The sequence below is a fragment of the Burkholderia diffusa genome, from assembly GCF_001718315.1.
In the GTDB taxonomy this organism is placed as follows: domain Bacteria; phylum Pseudomonadota; class Gammaproteobacteria; order Burkholderiales; family Burkholderiaceae; genus Burkholderia; species Burkholderia diffusa_B.
In genome coordinates, this window is record NZ_CP013363.1 from 1,649,235 (window position 1) to 1,670,448 (window position 21,214).

Below are 21,214 nucleotides of genomic sequence, written 5' to 3' on the forward strand. Positions count from 1 at the left end.
TTTCGTCGCGTCTAACGCGTCATCGCCGCGATCGCATCGCGCACCGCGTCGATCACGGGGGCCCAGTGCCCCGGCGACGACTGGCGAAACAGCCGCGCGGACGGATACCAGGGGCTGTCGCCGCGCGCCCGCATCCAGCGCCATTCCGGCGGGTCGGGCAACAATACCCAGACCGGGAAGCCAAGCGCGCCCGCGAGATGCGCGACCGCGGAATCGACCGCGATCACGACATCCAGTGTGCCCATCAACGCGGCCGTATCCGAGAAATCGCCGAGCGCGTCGTCCACGCGGCGCAGCGGCGAATCCGCCAGTTGGCCGAGGTCGCGTTCACGAACCGGCTTCTGCAGGCTGACCCAGTCGACGTCGAGATCGAACAGCGGCGCGAACCGCGCCAGATCGATCGACCGATGGTGGTCGTTGCGGTGTTCCGGATTGCCGGCCCACGCGAGCCCGATGCGCGGGCGGCCTCGTGTGCCGAGCAGCGCTTCCCATTCGCGCACGCGGTGCGGGTCCGCATGCAGATAGGCGGCAGCAGACGGAATCGTCCGCGCATCGGTGCGAAACGCATACGGCAGGCTCGGCAGCGGCACGTGACAGTCGAACGCGGGTAGCGGCTCGCCGCGCGAGACCACCGCGGCGGTGCCGTCGAGCGATGCCATCAGCGCGCGCAACGACGGCTGCACCTCCAGCACGACGCGTGCGCCGCGCGCGGCGACGAGCGGTACGTAGCGGCAGAACTGCAGCGTGTCGCCGAAACCCTGCTCCGCGTGAATCAGGATCGTCCTGCCGTCGAGCGGTTCGTCGCCACGCCAGGCCGGCTGCGTGAACTGACGCACCTGCCGCGCGAGTTGCGCGTCGCGCAGCCGCCATTCGTACGCGGGCCAGCCGCGCTCGAAATCGCCTTCCATCAGATGCAGCGATGCGCAGGCGACGTGTGCGTCGACATAGTCGGGACGCAGCGCGAGCGCACGCTCGTAAGCGGCGAGCGCGTCGTCCGCCTGAGCCTGGTCGGCATGCAGGTTGCCGCGATTGAGCCAGTTCGTCGCATGCTCCGGACGCAGTGCGAGCGCGCGATCGAGCGATGCGGCCGCTTCGTCGCGGCGGTGCAGGTCCTGCAGCACGCTGCTGCGATTCGTCCAGGCTTCGGCGAAATGCGGGTCGAGCGCAAGCGCCGCATCGTACGAGGACAGCGCTTCGTCGAAGCGCTTCAGGTGCCGGAGCGCGGTGCCGCGATTGCACAGGATGTCGGTGGACCGAGGCTCGATGGCGAGCGCACGCGCGTAGCTGTCGAGCGCGTCGTCGTAGCGGCGCAACTGCAGCAACGCGTTGCCGCGGCTCGCCAGCGCGGGCACGTGGTTCGCGTCGAGCGCCAGCACGCGTTCGCAGCGAAGCAGCGCTTCGTCCGCGCGGCCGAGCCGGTCGAGTGCGACCGCGCTGTCGTGAAGCACGTCGAGCCGTGCGGGATCGGCCGCGATCGCGTCGTTGAAGGCCGCGAGCGCTTCGTTCACGCGGTCGAGATCGGCGAGCGCGCGGCCGCGCTCGGCCTGGATCGTGGCCACGCCGGGCCGAAGGCCGTTCGCGCGGTCGAAGCAGTGCAGCGCATCGGTCGGCCGCTGAAGCGTGCGCAGCACGAGACCGCGGTTGAACCACGATTCGCACGATTGCGGATCGACCATCAGCGCGCGATCGTAGGTGTCGAGCGCTTCGTCGAGGCGGCCGAGCGCCCGCAGCGCACCGCCGCGATTGCACAGTGCATCGAGCACGAGCGGCGACACCGCGAGCGCGCGGTCGAACGACGCCAGCGCGTCGTCGTAGCGGTGCAGCGCGATCAGCGTGTTACCGCGACGCACGAGCGTCTGCACGTCGTCGGGCGCCGCACGCAGCGCCGCCCCGAAATGGTCGAGCGCCTCGTCGACGCGCCCGCGCTCGCCGACGACTGCACCGAGATCAGACAACGCCCGCACGCTCGCGTCGATCGAGATCGAACGACGCAGCAGCGCCTCGGCCTCACCGGCCGCGCCGCGCTGGAACTGCAGCACGCCGTACAGATGCAGCGCCTGCGGGTGATCGGGCTCGTTCGCGAGCACGGCGAGATAGTCGCGCGCCGCGTCGTCGAAGCGCCCGGCGCCATGCGATTGCTGCGCACGGCCGAGGATCGCCGCCGATTGCCATTGCCCGGGCGCGCCGTTCCCCGATGCGCCCGCGTGTGCATCATGCCGGTGCTCGACCGTCACGTTCGCCCCCTTCCCGTTTGCCGATGCGCCGCTGAGCAGGCCGAAGCGGCCCATCGCGGCACTCATGCTCGGCACGAGACTAACGGACGCCCAATAACAGACGTATGACGAAAGTTACGGACCATTTTGTGCCGGGCGGCAAAGCGCTTGTCTCGGCGAGACCGGGCCGGCTCGCCGGCGCCTGCGCGGGCCGCCGCCGTCACTGGCCGATCGGGATCGTCCGCACGTATTCGACCGGCGGTGCGCCGAGCGTCACCGCGAACCGTACCCCGCGCGGCAGCGGCATCCCGAGCGACGTCGAATTGCTGATGCCGTGCTGCGCGAGAAACTGCGCATAGGCCTGCTCGATCGCCGTCTGGCTGCTCGTCCAGCCTCCCGGCGCAATCCATACGGCAAGCTGCATCGACCGTGCATCGTTGCTGACGACCACGCGCGGGAACGCGTCCATCTGCTGCAGCGCCGCCTCGACCTCGGCCAGCGACGCGAGCGGCTGCGACGCGCTGCGTTCGAGCTCGCGCCCCTTCAGCCGGTAACGCACGACCTGCACGTGCGCCGGGCCGCCGCCGACGCCCAGATGCCGCACCATCACGAGATCGTTCGGCCGGATCCGCAGCGGCGGCCCGAACACTTCGTCGGCCGTCACCAGGTTCATCAGGTCGAACTGCAGCTGGGAAAAATAGCGGCCGAGCAGACGCGTTTGCGCCAGATTCGACGCGATATCGTCGCGGCCGCGGATCGTCGCATCGAGGCCGCGCCAAGACAGCAGCGCGATCACGGCCAGCAGCGTGATCGCGACCAGCATCTCGATCAGCGTGAAGCCCCGCGCGCGCGGCGGCGCGCGCCGGTCAGCGCCGCGCTTCATTCTGGATCACCGTCACGACTTCGGCGAGCACGTTGCGGCTCGATGCCGACGGGTAGACGCTGACCGTCACGCGCCGCACGAGCGGGCTCGGCAGCGCGGCCACGGACTGCCGGCACACGAACCGGTAACGCCCCTGCGGGCACGCGAACGTCTGCGTGCCGGCGTCCGGCCAGCTCGACGCGATGCGGATCTCGCCGAGCGCGTTGTCGGCGCTCCAGAGCGCGAGCAGGCGCATGCGGGCCGTATCGGTGTCCGACGCGAGCGCGCCGATCGCACGCATCACCGCGCCGAGCGCCACCGCGACGATCGCCAGCGCGATCAGCACCTCGATCAGCGTGAATCCCCGTAGCGGCGCCCGTGCGGCGCGGTGAGTGTCGGTTCTGTCGTCGCACATGAGCTGCGTTCTTGTCGATGAATCGGCGCCGTTCGTCGTGCGCCGGCCGCGCGACGCCATTGCGCATCGCCCACGGCGGACGCCGCGCATGCACGTTAAGCGGCGCGTATGGCAGGTGCGTGTCGAAAGGTACGGACCATTCGTCGCGATCGACGCATGGCGCGGCCACGCCGGTGCGTCACGCGATGCGCGACAGCGAGGCGGGGGAAACGGAGGAAAACGGGAAGGAAGAGGAAAAGCGATAGGGAACGGACGACCGCGCCGATCCGCGCACGGAATCGGCGCGACGCGACGTCAGGCCGTCACGGCGTCGTCATACTCGGCGCGGGCAAGCTGGCCGGCGGCATACGCGTCGGCTTCGCCGGGGAAGCCGTCCGTGCTGAATGCGACGACTTTCACACCGACGCCGGATGCCCGCTTCACCGTCAGCGCCCATTGCCATGCGCCGTCTTGTTCGAAGACGTGCAGCGAGGGTTCGAGGGATGAGTCCAGTACGGTCAAGGGTTATGCTCCTGCGCTACGCGTCGCATCGGCAACGCGTCGGGCATGTCGAAAAGATGCGCCGTTTCACGGCGCGTTTCAGCCATTCGACAGTCTAGTCAATGAATGTTGCGACGCACCATCAGGGCTTACACCTGCCTATCAGAACCGGGTGGTCGATGAAATCCACCTGAAACCCTGATGGCGCGGGCCTCGCGGGGCCATTCCCGCAGCACGCACACCGCATGTGCGGCAACGTGCCGCATGGACGACCGAACGACTGGATCGGGTCAGAAATCGGGGCGCGACCCCGGAATGGCGAACCATCCGACCGGAGCGGCTACGCGGCCGCCTCCGCCGTCATCACCCGCCGGAACGTCAGATTGATCCGCTCGCCCTGCACCGCCGGCGCCTTGGGCACGCGGTGCTGCCATTCGGCTTGCGTGCGGCCGCGCATCACAAGCAGGCTGCCGTGCGTCAGCCGGTACGCATGCACGACCCCGGTGGCACGATGACGCAAGTCGAACACGCGCATCGCGCCCAGGCTCACGGACGCGATCACCGGCGCGTCGCCGAGCTCCGGCTCGTTGTCCGCATGCCAGCCGAGACTGTCCTGCCCGTTGCGATAACGATTGAGCAGCACGCTGTTGAAACGCGCGCCGCAGGTCGCCTCGACCGCACGCTTCAGGCCGAGCACGGCCGGCGTCCACGGTGCGGGCACGTTGCGGATTCCCGAATACACATAGACGGCGTCGGGCTCGCCCTGCCATGCGGTGAGCCGCGGCAGCGGAATGCGCCCGCGTGGCGTGCGGATCGTGTCTTGCCGCCACGCAACCTCGTCGATCAGCGCGGCCAGCACACGATCGGCCTCGGCCGGCGCGAGCCAGTCCGGGTACCAGTCCACGTCGGGCGCGGGCGTATCGGCGAAAAGATCGGGCGTCGACATGTCGGAATCAGGCATGGGTGAACGATGCGGGCGAACCATGTCTGCATGGTAGCCAACGGCGACGCGCGCCGCCATGCGCTGTCATTCCGGCGCGTCACACGCCCGCGCGCCCGAATCGCCGGTCGCGAGGCCGGTGCGTTTTCGCGCGCCACGCTATCATCGCGGCGTGGCGCAGCGCGCCCTTATCCAGGGCGCGGCGTTCTTCCGCAATGCCGGCCGGCGCGACCCGGCCGCTTTCTTCCCGGACCCACCATGACGCTCTCCGATTCCGCCCTCGACCAGCTGTTCCTCACCGCGCGCACCCACAACGCATGGCAGGACAAACCCGTCGACGACGCGCTGTTGCACCGGCTGATCGACCTGGCGAAATTCGGCCCGACGTCGGCCAATTCGAGCCCCGCGCGCTTCGTGTTCGTCAAGTCGCCCGAAGCGAAGGCGCGCCTGAAACCGGCGCTGTCCGAAGGCAATCTCGCGAAGACGATGGCCGCGCCCGTCACCGTGATCGTCGGCATGGACTTCGCGTTCCACGAGCACCTGCCACGCCTGTTCCCGCACGCCGACGCGCGCAGCTGGTTCGCCGGCAACGACGCGCTGATCGAAGCCACGGCGTTCCGCAACTCGTCGCTGCAGGGCGCATACCTGATCCTCGCCGCGCGCGCGCTCGGCCTCGACGCGGGCCCGATGTCGGGCTTCGATGCCGCCAAGGTCGATGCCGAATTCTTCGCGGGCACCACGATCCGTGCGAACTTCCTCGTGAATCTCGGCTACGGTGATCCGGCAGGCCTGTTCCCGCGCAGCCCGCGCTTCGATTTCGACGATATCGCGCGCATCGTCTGACGCGCGCTAGCGGCCGCGTGCCAGCCGGATCAGCGTGATTTCGGACGGCACGCCGAAACGGTTCGGCGGCCCCCAGTAGCCGGTGCCGCGGCTGGTGTAGAGCCACATCGCGCCGAACCGGTTCAGCCCGCCGATCACCGGCTGCTGCAGGCGCACGAATGGCGGCCACGGCAGGAACTGGCCGCCGTGCGTATGGCCGGACAACTGCACCGTGAAACCGGCGCGGCTCGCCGCTTCCGCACTGCGCGGCTGGTGCGCGAGCAGGATCTTCGTGGCGACGTCGGGCGGCGCACCCGCCAGCGCCTGCTCGGGGTCGCTGCGATGCGCGGGATCGAACCCGCCCGCCGTGAAATCGGTGACGCCCGCGAGCACCGCGCGCGCGCCGTCGTGCTCGATCAGCACGTGCTCGTTGAGCAGCACCGTCAATCCGATCCGCCGGAACTCGTCGATCCATGCGTGCGCGCCGGCGTAGTACTCGTGGTTGCCCGTCACGAGGAAGCTGCCGTGCCGCGACTGCATGCGGCCGAGCGGCGCCGTGTGCTCGCGCAGCCGCTTGACCGAGCCGTCGACCACGTCGCCCGTCACGACGACGAGGTCGGCCTCGAGCGCATTGACCGCGCGCACGATCCGTTCGATATAAGGCCGCTTGATCGTCGGCCCGACGTGAATATCCGACAGTTGCACGATCGTCAGCCCGTCGAGCGCGGCCGGGAGCCCGTCGACCGGAATCGACACGCGCTTGACCGCCGCCGTGCGGCGCGCGCCGACGAATCCGATCGCGCTGATCAGCACGGCGCCCGCCAGCACGCCGAGCGCCGTGTCGGATGCCGCGCCGCTCCAGGCGCCGTCATGCCCCAGATGCCGCCATGCAACGACGCCGAGCAGTACCGGCTCGCGCAGGAACGTCAGCACCAGCAACGACGAAAAGAAACCCATCGCGAGCGAGCCGGCCCAGCCGGCCAGCGTCGCGGCCCAGCCTTCGTCGAAGCGGCGCGAGAACATGCCGACCGGAATCAGCACGACGAAGCTCGCCAGCACGAGGGCCGCGATCGTGCGCGCGAGCGGCGACGCGAAGGCGTCGGGAATGATTCGCAGCCCGACGTACAAGTGGAACAGCACGCCGATCGCAATGAACCGGACAAAGAAACTTCGCATGGAACATTCATCCTCGTTGCGGTACCGCTTGCGCACCGCGCAGCGGACGAAACCGGCCGTCGGGTCTCGTCACGCGTCGCGTTATTCGCACGATGGTACACAGATACCGGTCGGCGCGATGGATCGCGGCCACGGCAAACGCACGGCGCGACCGGAATGCGGATTCATCCACGTTTCCGCTGCAATCCGGCATTCGACTCGGCGATTCGCGTTGCATCGGCGTGCAAACGGCATCGCCCCGGATTCATCTGACGATGTTTTGCAGTCGGTCGACCACCCTGCGAGCGCAGGCGCTGGCAGAATCGCGATCGTCATCGACCATCCCGAAGCGCCGGCCGCGCGCCCGGTACGAGCCGCCCGCACGCGGGGCATCGCTGGCGGTCCGCATCACGCTGTTTTATGATCGGCTCCGTATCGCGGAATCGTCGTCGCGGCGACGGACCGCATTGCGCCGCGCCCGGCATTCACCTCCAACGTCGAGCTCGTCACACATGAGAAAAACAACGTCGCGCGCGCCCCTGCGTGCCGCCGCCACACTAGCGCCAGCCCTGCCGCTCGCGGGCTGCACGTCGCGCGGCGCACCGTCGTACGTCCTGTTCGGCGCGTATTTCCCGCTCTGGCTCGTCAGCGCGATCGTCGGCATCGTCGGCGCGATCGTCGCGCACCGCGTGTTCGTCGCGACCGGCTGGGCCGCCACCGTCCCCTACCAGCTCGCGGTCTGCACCGCGATCGGGCTCGTGGTGGCCGTGATCGTGTGGCTCGCCGGCACGGGGCCATTCGCATGAAGGCCGCCGGCATCGCCCGCCCCTCCACGAAAGGCCGCGTGATCGCGCTGGCGATCGTCGCGCTCGGCATCGCGGCGCTCGCGTACGCGTACCACCGCACGACGGCCTACCCGTCCACCGACGACGCGTCGATCGACGCCGACGTCGTGCACGTCGCGTCGCCCGTCGGCGGACGCATCGTGCGGCTCGCGGTCCACGAAAACCAGCGCGTCGCGAAAGGCGACCTGCTGTATGAAATCGATCCGGTGCCGTACCGGCTGACCGTCGCGCAAGCGCAGGCCGATCTCGAGCTCGCGCGCGCGTCGCTCGACACGCGGCGCCGGTCGCTGATCGGCGAGCGCTCGAATGCGGCCGTGGCCGCCGAGCAGGTCAAGCGTGCCTCGCAGAACTACGATCTCGCCACGCGCGACGTGAACCGGCTCGCGCCGCTCGCGGCGCAAGGCTACGTCAGCGCGCAGCAGTTCGACCAGGCGAAGGTTCGGCAGCGCGACGCGGCCGTGTCGCTCGCGCAGGCGCAGGAACAGCAGCGCGCGTCAGCGCAGACGATCGGCGACGACGCCGACGCGATCGCCACGCTCCATGCGCGCGAAGCCGCGCTGGCACGCGCGCAGCACGCGCTCGACGATACGGTCGTGCGCGCGCCGCACGACGGGCTCGTGACGGGCCTGACCGTGCTCGCGGGCGAAACGCTCACGCCGAACCAGTCGATCTTCACGCTGATCGATGCGAGCGAATGGTTCGCCGTCGGCAATTTCCGCGAGACGTCCTTGAACCGCATCGCGGTCGGCGACTGCGCGACGGTCTATTCGATGATCGACCGCAGCCGCCCGCTGACGGGCAAGGTCGTCGGCATCGGTGCCGGCATCGCGGACAGCGATCGCATCAACCTGCCGCGTGCGCTGCCGATCGTGCAGCGCTCGGTGAACTGGGTGCACGTCGCGCAGCGCTTTCCGGTGCGCGTGAAGCTCGACGAACCCGACGGCAAGCTCGTGCGAGTCGGCGCGAGCGCGATCGTCGAGGTCCGGCATGGCTCAGCCTGCCGCTGAAGTCCGCGCGCCCGGCCCGCGCGAAGTCCTGCGACTGCTCGCGCCGTTTCCTGGCCGAGCCGCGATGGCCGTGCGGGTCGCGCTGATCTGCGCGCTCGTCGTGCTTGTGACGAGCGGCTACGGCACGCCGGAAGCCGCGATCTCCGCCTACGTCGTGTTCTTCCTGAACCGCGCCGATCGCGCGACGAGCGTCGTGCTGGCGGCCGCGATGCTGCTGCTCGTCACGCTCGTGATCGCGCTCGTGGTCGGCGTCGCGATCTTCAGCATCGAGTATTCGGTGCTGCGCGTCGCGTGCATGGCCGTGCTGTCGGTCGGGCTGCTGTATCTCACGTCGGCCAGCAAGCTGCGTCCGATCGGCGCGATCCTCGCGATGATCGTCGGCTTCGGCCTCGACGAGCTCGGCCTCGCACCGGTCGGCGAAGCCGCGACGCGCGCGCTGCTCTACGCATGGCTGATGGTCGCGATTCCCGTCGGCGTCGCGATCGTCGTCAACCTGTTGATCGCGCCGTCGCCGCGCAAGCTCGCACTCGCGCAGCTCGCGAAACGGCTGCGGCTCGCCGCGCGGCGGCTGCGCGGCGACGAAAACGCACGCGCGGCCTTCGACGCGAGCCTGCGTGAAGGCGACAAGCAGATGCTCACGTGGCTCAAGCTGTCGACGCTCGAAGGATCGACTCGGGCCACCGACACGCCCGCGCTGCGACAAGCCATCGCATCGAGCACCGCGCTGCTCGTCGCGGTTGCGCTCGCCGACCGCGAGCCCGACGCACGCCTGCCCGCCGCATTTGCGGAACCGGCCGCGGCGACGCTCGACGAGATGGCCGGCATCCTCGAGCAAGGCGGCTATCCGGTCGACGTGGCGCTTGCACTGCCGCCGACCGATACGCTGGCGCCGCTCGCGCGCGTCGTCGCTACCGACCTGCACGCGGCCATCACGTATTTCGCGGAGCCGCCACCGCTGGCGACACCGGCTACACCAGCTGCACCGGCCGCGGCACCGACCGACGCAGCCGCTTCGCCGACGAAGACGCACGCCGCACCGCCCGCGCCAAGCAGCGGCTTCTTCCTGCCGGATGCCCGCACCAATCCAGACCACATCCGCTACGCGCTGAAGACGACCGTCGCGGCGATGTTCTGTTACCTGCTGTATTCGCAGCTCGACTGGTCGGGCATCCACACCTGCTTCATCACCTGCTACATGGTGTCGCTCGGCTCCACGGCCGAGACGGTCGAAAAACTCACGCTGCGGATCGCCGGCTGCATCGTCGGCGCGCTGATCGGCACCGCGGCGCTCGTGTTCGTCGTGCCGGCGCTGTCGTCGATCGGCGAGCTGATGGCGCTCGTGTTCGCCGGCGCATGGCTGTCCGCGTGGGTCGCATTCGGTTCGCCGCGCATCGCGTACGCGGGCTTCCAGGTCGCGTTCGCGTTCTTCCTGTGCGTGATCCAGGGCGCAGGCCCGGGCTTCGACCTGACGCTCGCGCGCGACCGCGCGATCGGCATCCTGCTCGGCAACATCGTCGTGTATCTCGTGTTCACGCGCATCTGGCCGGTCAGCATCGGCAAGCAGATCGACGTCGCGCTCGCCGCGCTGCGCGACCAGTGGCGCCGTATCGCGCAGGTCGCGCAGCCGGCCGAACGCCGCACGCTCGCCGCAGAAGCCTTTGCGCGCCACGGCGCGATCGCGCAGGAGCTCGGGCTGATCCATTACGAACCGTCCTGGGTCCGCCCGGCCGCCACGTGGCTCGCGACCCGGCGGCGCGCACTTGCGGAATTCGGCGCGCTCGAAGGCCCGCTGTTCCTGCTCGCCGAACGCACGCCGGGCGATGCGGCGATCGATGCGCGGCTCGCCCGCGTGGTCGAGCCGCACGATGGCGAGCCGGTTGCCGACGCCGCTTCGACGCCACCATCGTCGACTGCAGGCGCAGCGACCGTACCGGCCGTCACCCCCACCGATCCTGCACGCGACGCGCTGCTGAACCTGATCGACACGCGGCTCGCGCACATTGCCGAAGCCGCGCGTCAAGCCACACCGAAGGAGCCTGCCCCTCATGCGCGTCCCTGAACCGCCGGCCGCGTCGATCGCCGCCGCCGCGCTCGCGACCGCGATCGCGCTGACCGGTTGCGCCACGTCCTCGGTCGACCTCGCGCCAGAGGCGCCCGATCGTCCGTGGCAGCCGCAAACGTCGGCCGCCGGCGACATCGTGCCGGCCCCGCCGCTTGCGTCCGCGCAGCGCGCGCCGCACGACTACACGTTGCCGGCCTCGCCCGCGCTCGCGTCGGTGTCGCCGCCCGCCGCGCTCGATGCCACGCATCCGTACACGCTGCCCGAGTTGATCGATCTCGCCGAATCGACGAATCCGCTGACCCGCATCGCCTGGAACGACGCGCGCAACGCGGCGCTCGTGGTCGGCATCGCGAAGGCCGCGTACCTGCCGAACCTGTCTGCGACCGCGATGGGCGCATATCAGGCGAAGCACGGCTCGACGTCGACGATCCTCGGCGACTCGTCGAGCAACACGACCGCGCACGGCACGATCTCGGCGCTGTCGCTGCAATGGTTGCTGTTCGATTTCGGTGGCCGTGCGGCGCGTGTCGAGGCGGCCGAGCAGGCGTCCGTCGCGTCGAATGTCGCGTTCACGGCCGTGCACCAGCAGGTGATTCACGACGTGACCGTCGCGTACTACCGGTACGAAGCCGCCCGCTCGCGCGCGGCCAGCGCGCGGCAGGGCCTGGCGAACGCCGACGCGATCCTCGCGGCGTCGCGCGCGCGGCTCAGGCAAGGCGTCGGCACCGTCGTCGAACTCGCGCAGGCGACGCAGAATCGCGCGCAGGCGAATCTTGCACTCGTGCAGGCGAACGGCGCGGAAAGCGACGGCTACCTCGCGCTCGTCTCCGCACTGGGCATCTCGCCGCTGTCGAAGCCGTCGATCGCCCCGCTGCCCAAGCGCCCGCTGCCGCCCGCGCTCGCTTCGTCGGTGGACGCGATCGTGTCGGACGCGATCGCGCGCCGCCCCGACCTGCAGGGCGCGTATGCGCTCGAGCAAGCCAACCGCGCGAAGATCAAGGCCGCGGAAGCCGCGTTCATGCCGAAAATTTTCCTGTCGGCGTCGACGTCCTATGCCAGCGGCGGCACGGCGATCACCGCGCTGCCCGCGATCGGCGACCAGGCGGCGACCGTGAACCTGAACGGCAGCCGCTACGGCGGCGGCGTGTTCGTCGGCGTGACGATCCCGTTGTACGACGGCGGCTTGCGCTCGGCGGTGCTGATGCAGGCGCGCAACGATGCGCAAAGCGCATCCGCACGCCTCACGCGGACCAAGGAGGAAGCCGTCCGCCAGGTCGTGGCCGCGCAGAACGCGGTGCAGACGAGCCTCGCGTCGCACGACGCGGCGACGGCGCTCGTCGATGCCGCACAGACGAGCTACGACGCGGCGCTCACCGCATACCGCAACGGCGTCGGCTCGGTCACCGATGCGACGATCGCGCAAAGCCAGCTGCTCGCGGCCCGCAACGCGGAAGTCGACAGCTACGCGGGCGCGCTGTCGGCCGCCGCTGCGCTCGCGCTCGCGACAGGGACGATCGGCGCGTCGCAGTAACCGTCGCGGCGTCGCGCACCGACCGTTCGCGGCCGGCAACCGGACGGGTTGACGCCTGCGCGGGCGGCCCACTAGAATGCCGCCCATTCTTCCTTCAGGAACCATCGTGGACAGTTGCAGCACTCCGTTGCGTGCGCCGCTTGCCGCCTGAACGCCTGTCCGACGCAGTTCTCCTGCCGAGGCTCGCGTTCCGCGAGCCCGCACGCCCCCCGTTTCACACTGAATGACGCATTCGCGCGGTACAGTACCGCGCGATGACGGCCATCGTGCAGCGTTCGGCCTCGCGCCGCCGCGACGCGGGCCAGCATGCGCCCTTGGCACGGCAGGACAACCATGACTCTCGATTTCGCACTCCGTCTTTTCACTGCGTTCGCCTGCGGCGTCGCGATCGGCCTCGAACGCCAGATGCGGCAACGCACGGCGGGCCTGCGCACGATCACGCTCGTCGCGAGCGGCGCCTGCCTGTTCGTCACGCTCGGCGTGCTGACCGGCAACGGCGTGGCCGGTGTCACGCAGATCGCCGCTTACGTCGTGTCGGGCGTCGGCTTTCTCGGCGGCGGCGTGATCATGCGCGACAAGGGCTCGATCCAGGGCATCAACACGGCCGCGACGCTGTGGTGCTCGGCCGCCGTCGGCGTGCTGGCCGGCTCCGGCCATTACGTGCCGGCGCTCGCCGGCACGGGCGTCGTGTTGCTCACCAACACGGTGCTGCGCGGCGTCAGCCAGGCGATCAACGCGACCCCCGTGTCGAATGCCGACCTCGTGCGCGAATACCAGATCACCGTGATCTGCCTGGCCGCGGATGAAGTACACATCCGCACGCTCCTGTCGAACTCGATGTACGCGAAACCGCTGTCGTTCCAGAGCCTGACGAGCGAGGACGTGCCCGAGCAGCCGGACCGCCTGAAGGTGACCGCGACGCTGAAGCTGCACCCGAAGGATCAGCAGAAGCTCGAGCAGATCGCGAGCCGGATGAGCATGGAGAAAAGCATTTCCAGCGTGAGCTGGACCGCCCGGGAAGCCGAGCCGATGATGGAATGAGCGACGGCGGCCGGCGCGGCACGATCGCCCCGCCGTCAGCGCCGGATCAGGGTGTATCGATGAGTCCCGCCGCGATCGCCTTCACGACCGCCTGGACCTTGTTGGTCGCGCCGAGCTTCTCGAGGATGTTGTTCACGTGGAAGTTGACCGTGCGCTCCGAGATGCTGAGAATCTGGCCGATCTCGCACGCGGTCTTGCCTTCGGCCGTCCAGCACATCACCTCGCGCTCGCGCGCGGTCAGCGTGACGCTCGACTCGGGCGACAGCTTCGGCACCATGAAACGGCTCATCAACGAATGCGAGAGATTCGCGAGCCAGTTGGTCTGCAGCGTCAGCATGTTGATCTCGGCCGGCGTGAGCCGGTCCGCGTGACGCGCGATGCTCAACAGCCCGAACGCGCCGCGTGCCGCCCAGCTCGACTGCGCGACACCCACCGACAGCCCGTAGTCGCGCGCGTCCTGCCACAACGGGCATGGATCGATCCGGTCGACGTCCGGCCAGACGATCATGTTGGTGCTGAGCGCGCCGTCGCGAACCGTCGAGTCGATCTCGATGTAGTTCTGCGCCTGATAGTGCGCCATCCAGCCGTCCGGATAAGTATTGAAGATCGCGACGGCCGGCTTCGACACCGGCAGCGGCACGCGAATGCCGTAACAGCAATATTCGAAGCCGAGGCGTTTAGAATAAGCGGCGATCCGCTGGAAGAGCTGCTGCTCGTCTTCCGCGGCGCTGAATTGTTGGTAGGCATCCTGCCAGCGCAGTTCCATTCGTTCTCCGACAACGTTACGCTGTCATACCTGTCAGGTGCCAGCACCGGTTCGGGGCTGATACATTCCGCGCATGACTTCACCTTTGTTGCATCCGGTCCGCGGCCCGTCTCCGGACGGCTACGTGCGCCTGTCCGAAAGCGCACTGGCCGCGCTCGTGCTCGACCACGTCGCGAGCGGCCTCGATGCTTCGCTGCTCGCTGAACTCCGCGACAGCGCCATCGACGCGCGTCTGGCCGGCTACACCGAATGGCATCGCCCGGCCAGTGCCGGCGTCGCATACCTGACGGTCGGCTGGGACTGGTATCTCGAGCGCGCGACGGGCACGTTCGTGATCGCGGGCGGCGACGTTCGCAGCAACATCATGGCCGTCGACGCCGCCGGCGCCGATCTCGGCATGTTCCGCACTGCTGCCACGCTCGCTGCGCGGCTCGCACATATCGACTGGCCGGCCGCGGTCGCGTCGTCGCTGCTCGATCGCAACGACGCCTATCATGCCGGTCCCACGCTCCAGTGACAACCGGCCGCGCTTTCCTCTGACATTTCCGCAAGACTGGCGCTCTTTATAAGCAAAAGCCGCCCACATTTCAATCCCGCCGATCAAGAAACCGATACCACCGGTCAAATGGAATCGGGCCGCCCTCACCCTGTAAGAGTTACTAGTTACCGCCCCCTCGGGACGCGCGATGTAATGCGTGCATACCAAAGTACCGATCCGAGGACACCATGCGGACCTTCGTTCACGAGGAAGGGCGGTTGCCACACGAACTTGCAGCGGATCTCGGGCGCTATCGGCGCCGCGTTTTCGTCGAACAGCTCGGTTGGGCGCTCCCGTCGGCGAACGAAAGTTTCGAGCGCGACCAGTTCGATCGCGACGACACCGTCTACGTGTTCGCGAGAAACACTGGCGGCGAAGTGTGCGGATGTGCGCGCCTGTTGCCGACCACACGCCCGTATCTGCTGAAGTCGCTGTTCGCCGACCTGCTCGCCGAGGACGTCGCGCTGCCGCAATCGGCAGCTGTCTGGGAGCTGTCGCGGTTCGCGGCGACCGGCGACGAAAGCGGCGCAGGCAATGCCGAGTGGGCCGTCCGCCCGATGCTCGCTGCGGTCGTCGAATGCGCGGCGCAGCTGGGCGCGCGGCAGTTGATCGGCGTGACGTTCGCGAGCATGGAGAGGCTGTTCCGCCGGATCGGCGTGCACGCGCACCGGGCAGGCCCCCCGAAACAGGTGGATGGCCGTCTGGTTGTCGCGTGCTGGATCGACATCGATCCGCAAACGTTTGCTTCACTTGGAATTGAGCCGGGACGGGCCGCCCGGCAGGCCATCGCCGCCTGAGCCGGAACGCGCGTAGTCCGGCCGGGCGGCATCGTAACGAAGGAGAACCACCGTGGACCAGTCTCAGGTCTTTCGCGCGATGATGCCCGGGTTGACGGGTGACGGCAGCGCCCGCATTACAGTTACCTACCCGTCGTTTCCGCGGCCGCTGCCGCTCGTGCGGCTCGATCGCCACGGGCTCGTGTTCCGGGCGGCCGGCGCCGCACCGCTCGTGTGCGGGTTGCCGCGCGCGGCGACGCTGCTGGTTGCGGACGAGCCGCTCTGCTCGTTGCGCCTCGTGGTACGCGAGGTCGCCGCTGTCGGCGACGGCCGGCATGACCTGACGATGCAGCCGTCCGGAGCCGCCGGCGACGAACTGCTGTGGCACGCGCTGCGCGAGCGCGAACCATACCGGCAGATCGGGCAGCCGCTTGCCCCCGTCGATGCGGCCCTGGCGCCGACCGGCGAGCCGCAGGCCGTCGGCGGCGCCGTGCCGCGTCCGTCGCGCAGTGCGGCGTTCCGTCTGCGCTGCCACAGCGACGCGCTGTTCTTCGCCGATTGGCTCGAATATCACTTCGACGAGCTGCGCGCGCTGTCGCAACGGCACGGGCCGCAATTGCAGCTCAACCAGTTGCAGCGGCTAGTCGCTGACGACGAGGTGGGTGTGCGCTTCGTCTACGCCATCGACGGACACGCGACGCGGCACGCGCTGACCGACTGCGCGCGCGAGGCCTGCGCGTGGATCGAGACGGAAATGCGCGACAAGTACGCAGTACCCGTTGCGCAGGAGCGGTTCGGCGCGCTTGCCGCGCACGCGCGGGCGGGTGGAATGTGAAAGCGCCGGCGGCTCCCCGGTCACGCGACGGCCGCCGCCCCGGGGAACGCCGCTTTTTTGGCAGGACACTGTGAGGCGCCTGCGAGCGCTGGATGGCACGGTGCTTCACTTTTGTCAGGAAAGCGCCGGTTGCGCTGCGTTGCACAATTACAACTAGGGCTTGCCAGCCCTCGGGTTTTCCCTTAAAGTTACATCCGTCTCCTCCATGTCTCCAAACATGGATTCAGCCCGCTCCAGTAGCGGGCTTTTTCTTGCCTGCGTGATTTGTAAGGGCCGCATCAAGGCCCCTGCCATCCGTTCACAGCACGCGCGGCCTGTCTCGGTGGCTCATCATCGACGCACCGCTCACGCGTAGCCGATGGCGTCAATGCCCGGCCTGCGCATCGCGCGCCCCTTCGCCAGCCTCGCCAGAGCCGAACGTATCTACCAAGACGCATTCGAGCTTTCGCTACTCACACGCTTCCACGATCACGACGGTTTCTCCGGCGCGAGGCTGGAACCCGAAGGACCCGACCGTCACTTCGAATGCACGCACTGTCTGGCGGGTCCGGTCGCCCCGTCGCCGGCTGAAGATCTGATCGTCTGCTATCTATCCGACCGCCTGGCATCGAAAACCGCATGCGCACGCGCCGCCGCACACGGCTTCTTGCGTGTGACGTCGATCAATTCGTATGGGATGCATCCGGAGTGGCGTTGACTTGGCAAGCGTGGCCACGCCGTTACGTGCTGACGTGGCCGGGCAGCATACCGTCAGCATCCGCTCGCCAGCGACGCAACGTCGAACGTTCAGTTTCGATCTTCAATGGGGGGCAACCGTGACCATGACGCGCAGGGGCACGGGATACGCCGGGCCATGCGCACGCAATCTCGCAGCGAAGGAACAAGCCCGAAAGCGGCGCGCAGAGACGAGTCGATCGCGATCGCCAACTGCGCTGCCGAGAGGCGTCGATGGTCGCAAGAACCGACGACAGAAATTGAACACGGCGTGACGCGTCGGCCCGCCCGCCGCTCTCCAAAGGAGCGCACGGTGCCCGGACTCGGGCGCCGCGCGTCAAATGCGATTACTCGTTTTCCTCGAAGTAGGAGATTTCCCCACCACATATAGCCATTGAGAAAAAGCTACGCCAAAACTTACGCCCAGTCAGTCGACCGGCGCCCCACTATTGAGCTTCGGCCCAGTTCTCGTGGCACAATCGAAACGTCACCTGCGATCGTCAGGTTAACGTGATGATAGTCGGCTAGGTACGATACAAGGCGAACACAATTTGACGGGGTGCGAAATGGCGTGGGTCGAGCCGGAATTTTCACGTGAGCGAGTCAATGCTGCAGGTCGTCGGCTCGTCGAAGGTGTTGTATTTCGCGAAGATCGCGAACACATCCAATTCGCGGATCTCAATGAATACCTTGATGCAACCATGATCATGTCCAACTGGCGCGCCTCGCACCAGTTCCCCCTCAATACATTCAAGATAAATCTGCGAGATCGCGCAATTAGGATCGACGACGCAGCATTTGTCGCACAGCGCCTTAAGCGTGCAACGTCGATTATAGATAAATTGAAACGATTTCCTCGCATGCGACTCTCTCAAATGCAGGACATCGGTGGGTGCAGAGCCGTTTTATCATCACTGGAACAAGTCAATCAACTGCGCGCATCGATAAAAGGAAGCCGAATTAAGCATCGACTGGTGAATGAAAAAGACTACATAATCACACCAAAAGAAGACGGATATCGCGGAATACATTTGATTTATCGCTATGTCAGCGACAAGAAGGAGACATACAACAATCATTCGATTGAAATTTAGATCCGAACTAAGCGTCAGCATGCCTGGGCGACAGCTGTGGAGACGGTGGGATCCCTGATCAATCAAAAGCTGAAAGCAGATCAAGGGGAACAAGCATGGCTGGAATACTTCTCGTTAATTTCCGCCGCGTTCGCACATCGGGAAGGAGTTCCAGGCGATGGAGATTTTGAAGTAATTCGCGAAAGACTCAAAATATTCGAGATAGAGCTTCATGTAGTGGAACGACTAACCGCCTTTCAAGCCATGATGAAAGAAGTCATTGCTGACCCTGACCGGCGGAAGTCTGCCTACTTCTTAATGAAACTAGATCTCGCCAACAAAGAAACACTTGTTGTTTCATATTCTCAAGACCAATTCGCAGCGGCGACTTCCGATTATAAGAAAATCGAGGAAGAAAATAAACCGGGGGTTGATGCCGTCTTGGTCATGGCAGATTCCGTTCACGCCCTGAAAATCGCGTATCCCAACTATTTCGGCGACACCACGCTTTTCATTGCCGAATTAAAGGAAATATTAGAACTGGAGGCGTAGAAGTGGAGCGCGCCTCCCCCGATCGAGTGACGTTTCCTGTCGGGAGGACCAGCGACACCCAATCCCGCCCTATCCAGCAAGCCTCTGCGCCAAGTTTTGCGTAGCGCCGAATCACTTCGGCTCGGCCACCATCTAGCCGACTGGATAAAGCTGGAGCATCGCGTGCGCCACCTCGACATTCGGCGTCATCAGCCATTCCTCTTAGTCGTCCGACCGCTTCTCGTCGCCAGACTTGTGCATTCGAGAAACGATCGGGTGATGTGATTCGAACCCACGACGACAGGAATCACAATCCTTACACATTAGACCGAAAAATCAAGGAGATGCACGAAAACATTGGAAGATTGTGTGCTTTCCGAGCCTTGTGTACAGCCAAGCCGCGCCTCATGTTCCAGAGAAATTCCGGTCAAAGTGCACGCTCCCTACTTCTTCTCGTTCTGAGGATTTGGCTCATCAGCCGTAACCTTGAATTCTGGGAACTGATCCAAGAAAGCCTGAAATTGGGCAGACATTTGGTTGGAGCCCGACACAAGAGCGTCCCTCGATTCCGCAGCACCCTTCAGTATATTGAGGGCGAACTCAAGAAGACTGCCTGTCGGAATCACTAAGCGAACCACTGCCTCCCGGACCTCAACTGCGGGCTGCTCTTGCACTTCTGGCGGCCTGTTCGTATGGAGCATGACCTTGCTTAGCGGATACCCCATCGAGACATTGGAAATGCCATCCACATAAGTCTCAGTCAGAGTCTCCTCGATCAGCAAGTCAAAGGTGGCAGCAGGAGTGCGAACTTCCACTTTACGCGTCATGAATTGTCCTCAGGTATTGCAGTTATGCGTGACATGTCTGCTCAGGACGGGCAGGATGCATGTAAACATTGGAGCGAAAGCTCGAAGGGGCGGCAGACGCCGCCCACGTCGAATTTGTAGCCGTGGCGCTCGCCGTCCCGCGGACAGTGCCGACTCCACAACGAACAAACTTCGCTTCCGGTCGAGCAATCACGATATTGACCGTATGACGATCATTTGAGTGCTCGTGCGAAGCTAGCCAGCGCGAACATTGGAGGGACGCGGCCAGTGCCTCAGGAACTCTGGGGCTTGTGTTTCCGGCGAGTACGATTTCGACCCAAGGTTGCGGTTCAACTGTCGATTGCGGCTCACCCGTCGATTGCGGCAACTGGGCGACAAGCCGTAACGATCCTCCTAGTGCTGCAACATACTCACGAGCGGTCGAAACAAGCATGTCTCCCCGCTTCTCAAGTTTCGCAACAGCTGGCTGATTGACGCTCAGCGCGGCGGCAACGTCTTTTTGAGAAAGGCCGACTAGCTGCCGTGCTTCTGCAAGCCTGATTTCGCGCAGCATCTCACCCGCCCGCTTATCAGCGCGCGCCCTTGCAGCGGGCGACATCTTGGCGCGCAATTCATCAAATTTACGAGCCATGTTTCATACGTCCTTGTTTCATTTCAGGGGCAATCTCGGCCATATGAGTGTCGTACAGTTTGTCAGCCAACGGCACAAATTTGTTATACCAATCATCCTGGCCGGTCTTATCACCGCCGATAAGCAAAATTGCCGCTCGTCGCGTATCGAAGGCATATAAGATTCGCAGCGGCCGCCCCTGATGTTGCACTCGCAGCTCTCGCATGTGCCCGTGCCTAGACGTCTTAATCCCAGAGCAGTACGGAAACTTCAGATCTGTCCCCTGTTGCTCCAGCAACTTTACGTAGGCGGCCACGGACTCTTGCTCGTCCTCATCGAGGCCAAGCCACCATGCCTCAAACTCATCGGTGAACTCAACCTCGGTGGTCATTTGATGGTAGGAGTGGGAAGCGCATTCCGTCAAGGGAATATACCCGACGGATCATAACACGCATGTATCGAAAGTAACATTTACGGTCGGCTACTCTAAACCCGCCGGCTCCGCAGCCATGTCGTCCGCCGAGTACAGCTGCAGCATCGACCGTGCGGCCTCGACGTTCGGCGTCGTCAGCCATTCCTCCCAGTCGCCTGGCCGCAAGATCACAACGGCCCGCTTCTCGTCGCCGGGTTTGTGCATTCGGGAAAAGATCCGATGCCCTTCCCCGCTAACCGTGATCATAGACATTGTGTGATGCTCGGTGCCGTCTGGGCCCTGTAGAGTTCGCCAAATACCGGCGACGCACAGCTGGCGCCAACCGGCTAGGCCGATCCGATGCCACACGTTCGCCCCTGTCTCGTAACAAGGCTCATAGATCCAGTCAGCCGGAATCAGGCAGCGTCGGCCGGCGCGCCACGCCGGACCGTATAGCGGCGACTTGCCGAGGTTGTCGTCGCGCACGTTCATCGTGCTGCGGATGATTGGGGGCTTCTTGCCCTGCTCCTTCGCCTTCTCGACATTGGCCTTCTGCAGCGCGCGCGGCCAAAAGCCGAAGCCCGCGATCAGCGGCTTGAATTGCCCGCCGACGTAGCCGACGATCGGCGCGTCATAGTCTTGGTAGATCTCGGGCTTCCACGGAAAGCGACGATACAGGTCGCTGAATGGTTCGATATGGAGTTCGCGAATCTCGAAGTCCTCATGCGGTGCCCGGTCGTTCGTACACATTGCCCCATC

The 21,214-nt window shown here is 66.1% G+C and carries 23 protein-coding genes and 1 pseudogene; 12 read left to right on the plus strand and 12 right to left on the minus strand.

What is annotated here, in order from left to right; genetic code table 11:
- Window positions 1–11: 11 nt before the first annotated feature.
- From WI26_RS22560 to WI26_RS22580, 5 genes are all read right to left on the minus strand, one after another.
- Window positions 12–2,288 carry a tetratricopeptide repeat protein gene (locus WI26_RS22560; RefSeq protein WP_236849365.1) on the minus strand — a complete coding sequence of 759 codons (2,277 nt, stop codon included), beginning with the start codon at window positions 2,286–2,288 and terminating at the stop codon, window positions 12–14.
- Between the two features lie 145 nt (window positions 2,289–2,433).
- Window positions 2,434–3,096 carry a PulJ/GspJ family protein gene (locus WI26_RS22565; protein ID WP_069227243.1) on the minus strand — a complete coding sequence of 221 codons (663 nt, stop codon included), beginning with the start codon at window positions 3,094–3,096 and terminating at the stop codon, window positions 2,434–2,436.
- Window positions 3,080–3,490: a type II secretion system minor pseudopilin GspI gene (gene gspI / locus WI26_RS22570; protein WP_069227837.1), complete on the minus strand. Its 411-nt coding sequence runs from the start codon at window positions 3,488–3,490 to the stop codon at window positions 3,080–3,082. The genes WI26_RS22565 and gspI overlap by 17 nt, the downstream gene beginning before the upstream one ends.
- Before the next feature lie 294 nt (window positions 3,491–3,784).
- Entirely contained in the window at window positions 3,785–3,991 is a 207-nt protein-coding gene (locus WI26_RS22575) for a hypothetical protein (RefSeq protein ID WP_059464582.1), read from the minus strand.
- A gap of 319 nt (window positions 3,992–4,310) precedes the next feature.
- A complete protein-coding gene (locus WI26_RS22580) occupies window positions 4,311–4,916 on the minus strand; it encodes an alpha-ketoglutarate-dependent dioxygenase AlkB family protein (RefSeq protein ID WP_069227244.1) in 606 nt (201 codons plus the stop codon).
- A gap of 252 nt (window positions 4,917–5,168) precedes the next feature.
- Here WI26_RS22580 and WI26_RS22585 point away from each other — a divergent pair, with 252 nt between their 5' ends.
- Entirely contained in the window at window positions 5,169–5,753 is a 585-nt protein-coding gene (locus WI26_RS22585; protein WP_059464580.1) for a malonic semialdehyde reductase, read from the plus strand.
- A gap of 6 nt (window positions 5,754–5,759) precedes the next feature.
- On the opposite strand, the gene WI26_RS22590 is transcribed toward WI26_RS22585, so the two are convergent.
- Window positions 5,760–6,908 carry a metallophosphoesterase gene (locus WI26_RS22590; RefSeq protein WP_060188016.1) on the minus strand — a complete coding sequence of 383 codons (1,149 nt, stop codon included), beginning with the start codon at window positions 6,906–6,908 and terminating at the stop codon, window positions 5,760–5,762.
- A gap of 491 nt (window positions 6,909–7,399) precedes the next feature.
- Here WI26_RS22590 and WI26_RS22595 point away from each other — a divergent pair, with 491 nt between their 5' ends.
- The 5 genes from WI26_RS22595 (at window position 7,400) to WI26_RS22615 (ending at window position 13,373) form a co-directional block, all read left to right on the plus strand.
- Window positions 7,400–7,693 (plus strand): hypothetical protein, encoded by a 294-nt coding sequence (locus tag WI26_RS22595; protein ID WP_059464578.1) that lies wholly within the window; start codon window positions 7,400–7,402, stop codon window positions 7,691–7,693.
- The gene (mdtN, locus tag WI26_RS22600; RefSeq protein ID WP_059509072.1) at window positions 7,690–8,739 is read left to right on the plus strand and encodes a multidrug transporter subunit MdtN; all 1,050 of its coding nucleotides are present in this window, start codon (window positions 7,690–7,692) and stop codon (window positions 8,737–8,739) included. The genes WI26_RS22595 and mdtN overlap by 4 nt, the downstream gene beginning before the upstream one ends.
- Complete coding sequence (locus tag WI26_RS22605) at window positions 8,720–10,798, plus strand: FUSC family protein (protein ID WP_069227245.1); 2,079 nt, start codon at window positions 8,720–8,722, stop codon at window positions 10,796–10,798. The genes mdtN and WI26_RS22605 overlap by 20 nt, the downstream gene beginning before the upstream one ends.
- The gene (locus tag WI26_RS22610) at window positions 10,785–12,332 is read left to right on the plus strand and encodes a TolC family protein (protein ID WP_069227246.1); all 1,548 of its coding nucleotides are present in this window, start codon (window positions 10,785–10,787) and stop codon (window positions 12,330–12,332) included. The genes WI26_RS22605 and WI26_RS22610 overlap by 14 nt, the downstream gene beginning before the upstream one ends.
- A 333-nt stretch (window positions 12,333–12,665) precedes the next feature.
- On the plus strand, window positions 12,666–13,373 hold the full coding sequence (locus WI26_RS22615) for an MgtC/SapB family protein (protein ID WP_069227247.1): 708 nt from the start codon (window positions 12,666–12,668) through the stop codon (window positions 13,371–13,373).
- A gap of 46 nt (window positions 13,374–13,419) precedes the next feature.
- On the opposite strand, the gene WI26_RS22620 is transcribed toward WI26_RS22615, so the two are convergent.
- Entirely contained in the window at window positions 13,420–14,139 is a 720-nt protein-coding gene (locus tag WI26_RS22620) for an autoinducer binding domain-containing protein (RefSeq protein ID WP_059509075.1), read from the minus strand.
- A 73-nt stretch (window positions 14,140–14,212) separates the two neighbouring features.
- Here WI26_RS22620 and WI26_RS22625 point away from each other — a divergent pair, with 73 nt between their 5' ends.
- The 6 genes from WI26_RS22625 to WI26_RS32365 all read left to right on the plus strand — a co-directional run bounded on the left by WI26_RS22625 (window position 14,213) and on the right by WI26_RS32365 (window position 18,627).
- Window positions 14,213–14,656, plus strand: coding sequence for a DUF4902 domain-containing protein (locus WI26_RS22625; RefSeq protein WP_069227248.1), 444 nt, complete (start codon window positions 14,213–14,215; stop codon window positions 14,654–14,656).
- 209 nt (window positions 14,657–14,865) lie between these two features.
- Window positions 14,866–15,474 (plus strand): acyl-homoserine-lactone synthase, encoded by a 609-nt coding sequence (locus WI26_RS22630; RefSeq protein WP_059539057.1) that lies wholly within the window; start codon window positions 14,866–14,868, stop codon window positions 15,472–15,474.
- Window positions 15,475–15,526: 52 nt separating this feature from the next.
- Window positions 15,527–16,288: a hypothetical protein gene (locus tag WI26_RS22635; protein WP_208604137.1), complete on the plus strand. Its 762-nt coding sequence runs from the start codon at window positions 15,527–15,529 to the stop codon at window positions 16,286–16,288.
- 367 nt (window positions 16,289–16,655) lie between these two features.
- Window positions 16,656–16,985: a VOC family protein gene (locus WI26_RS22640; protein WP_155768804.1), complete on the plus strand. Its 330-nt coding sequence runs from the start codon at window positions 16,656–16,658 to the stop codon at window positions 16,983–16,985.
- Window positions 16,986–17,568: 583 nt separating this feature from the next.
- Window positions 17,569–18,096: a RelA/SpoT domain-containing protein gene (locus WI26_RS31605; protein WP_081334323.1), complete on the plus strand. Its 528-nt coding sequence runs from the start codon at window positions 17,569–17,571 to the stop codon at window positions 18,094–18,096.
- A gap of 45 nt (window positions 18,097–18,141) precedes the next feature.
- A complete protein-coding gene (locus tag WI26_RS32365) occupies window positions 18,142–18,627 on the plus strand; it encodes a hypothetical protein (RefSeq protein WP_155768805.1) in 486 nt (161 codons plus the stop codon).
- 132 nt (window positions 18,628–18,759) lie between these two features.
- Here the strand turns inward: WI26_RS32365 and WI26_RS33085 are convergent.
- The 5 genes and pseudogenes from WI26_RS33085 to WI26_RS22660 form a co-directional block, all read right to left on the minus strand.
- Window positions 18,760–18,882, minus strand: a pseudogene (locus WI26_RS33085) (DUF159 family protein); the annotation flags it as partial.
- Between the two features lie 167 nt (window positions 18,883–19,049).
- Window positions 19,050–19,433, minus strand: a complete 384-nt coding sequence (locus tag WI26_RS22650; protein WP_069227251.1) for a hypothetical protein — start codon at window positions 19,431–19,433, stop codon at window positions 19,050–19,052.
- Between the two features lie 22 nt (window positions 19,434–19,455).
- Window positions 19,456–20,064 carry a helix-turn-helix domain-containing protein gene (locus tag WI26_RS32370; protein ID WP_155768806.1) on the minus strand — a complete coding sequence of 203 codons (609 nt, stop codon included), beginning with the start codon at window positions 20,062–20,064 and terminating at the stop codon, window positions 19,456–19,458.
- A complete protein-coding gene (locus WI26_RS22655) occupies window positions 20,054–20,434 on the minus strand; it encodes a type II toxin-antitoxin system RelE/ParE family toxin (RefSeq protein WP_069227252.1) in 381 nt (126 codons plus the stop codon). The genes WI26_RS32370 and WI26_RS22655 overlap by 11 nt, the downstream gene beginning before the upstream one ends.
- Before the next feature lie 90 nt (window positions 20,435–20,524).
- The gene (locus WI26_RS22660) at window positions 20,525–21,205 is read right to left on the minus strand and encodes an SOS response-associated peptidase family protein (protein WP_069227253.1); all 681 of its coding nucleotides are present in this window, start codon (window positions 21,203–21,205) and stop codon (window positions 20,525–20,527) included.
- Between the last annotated feature and the right edge of the window lie 9 nt (window positions 21,206–21,214).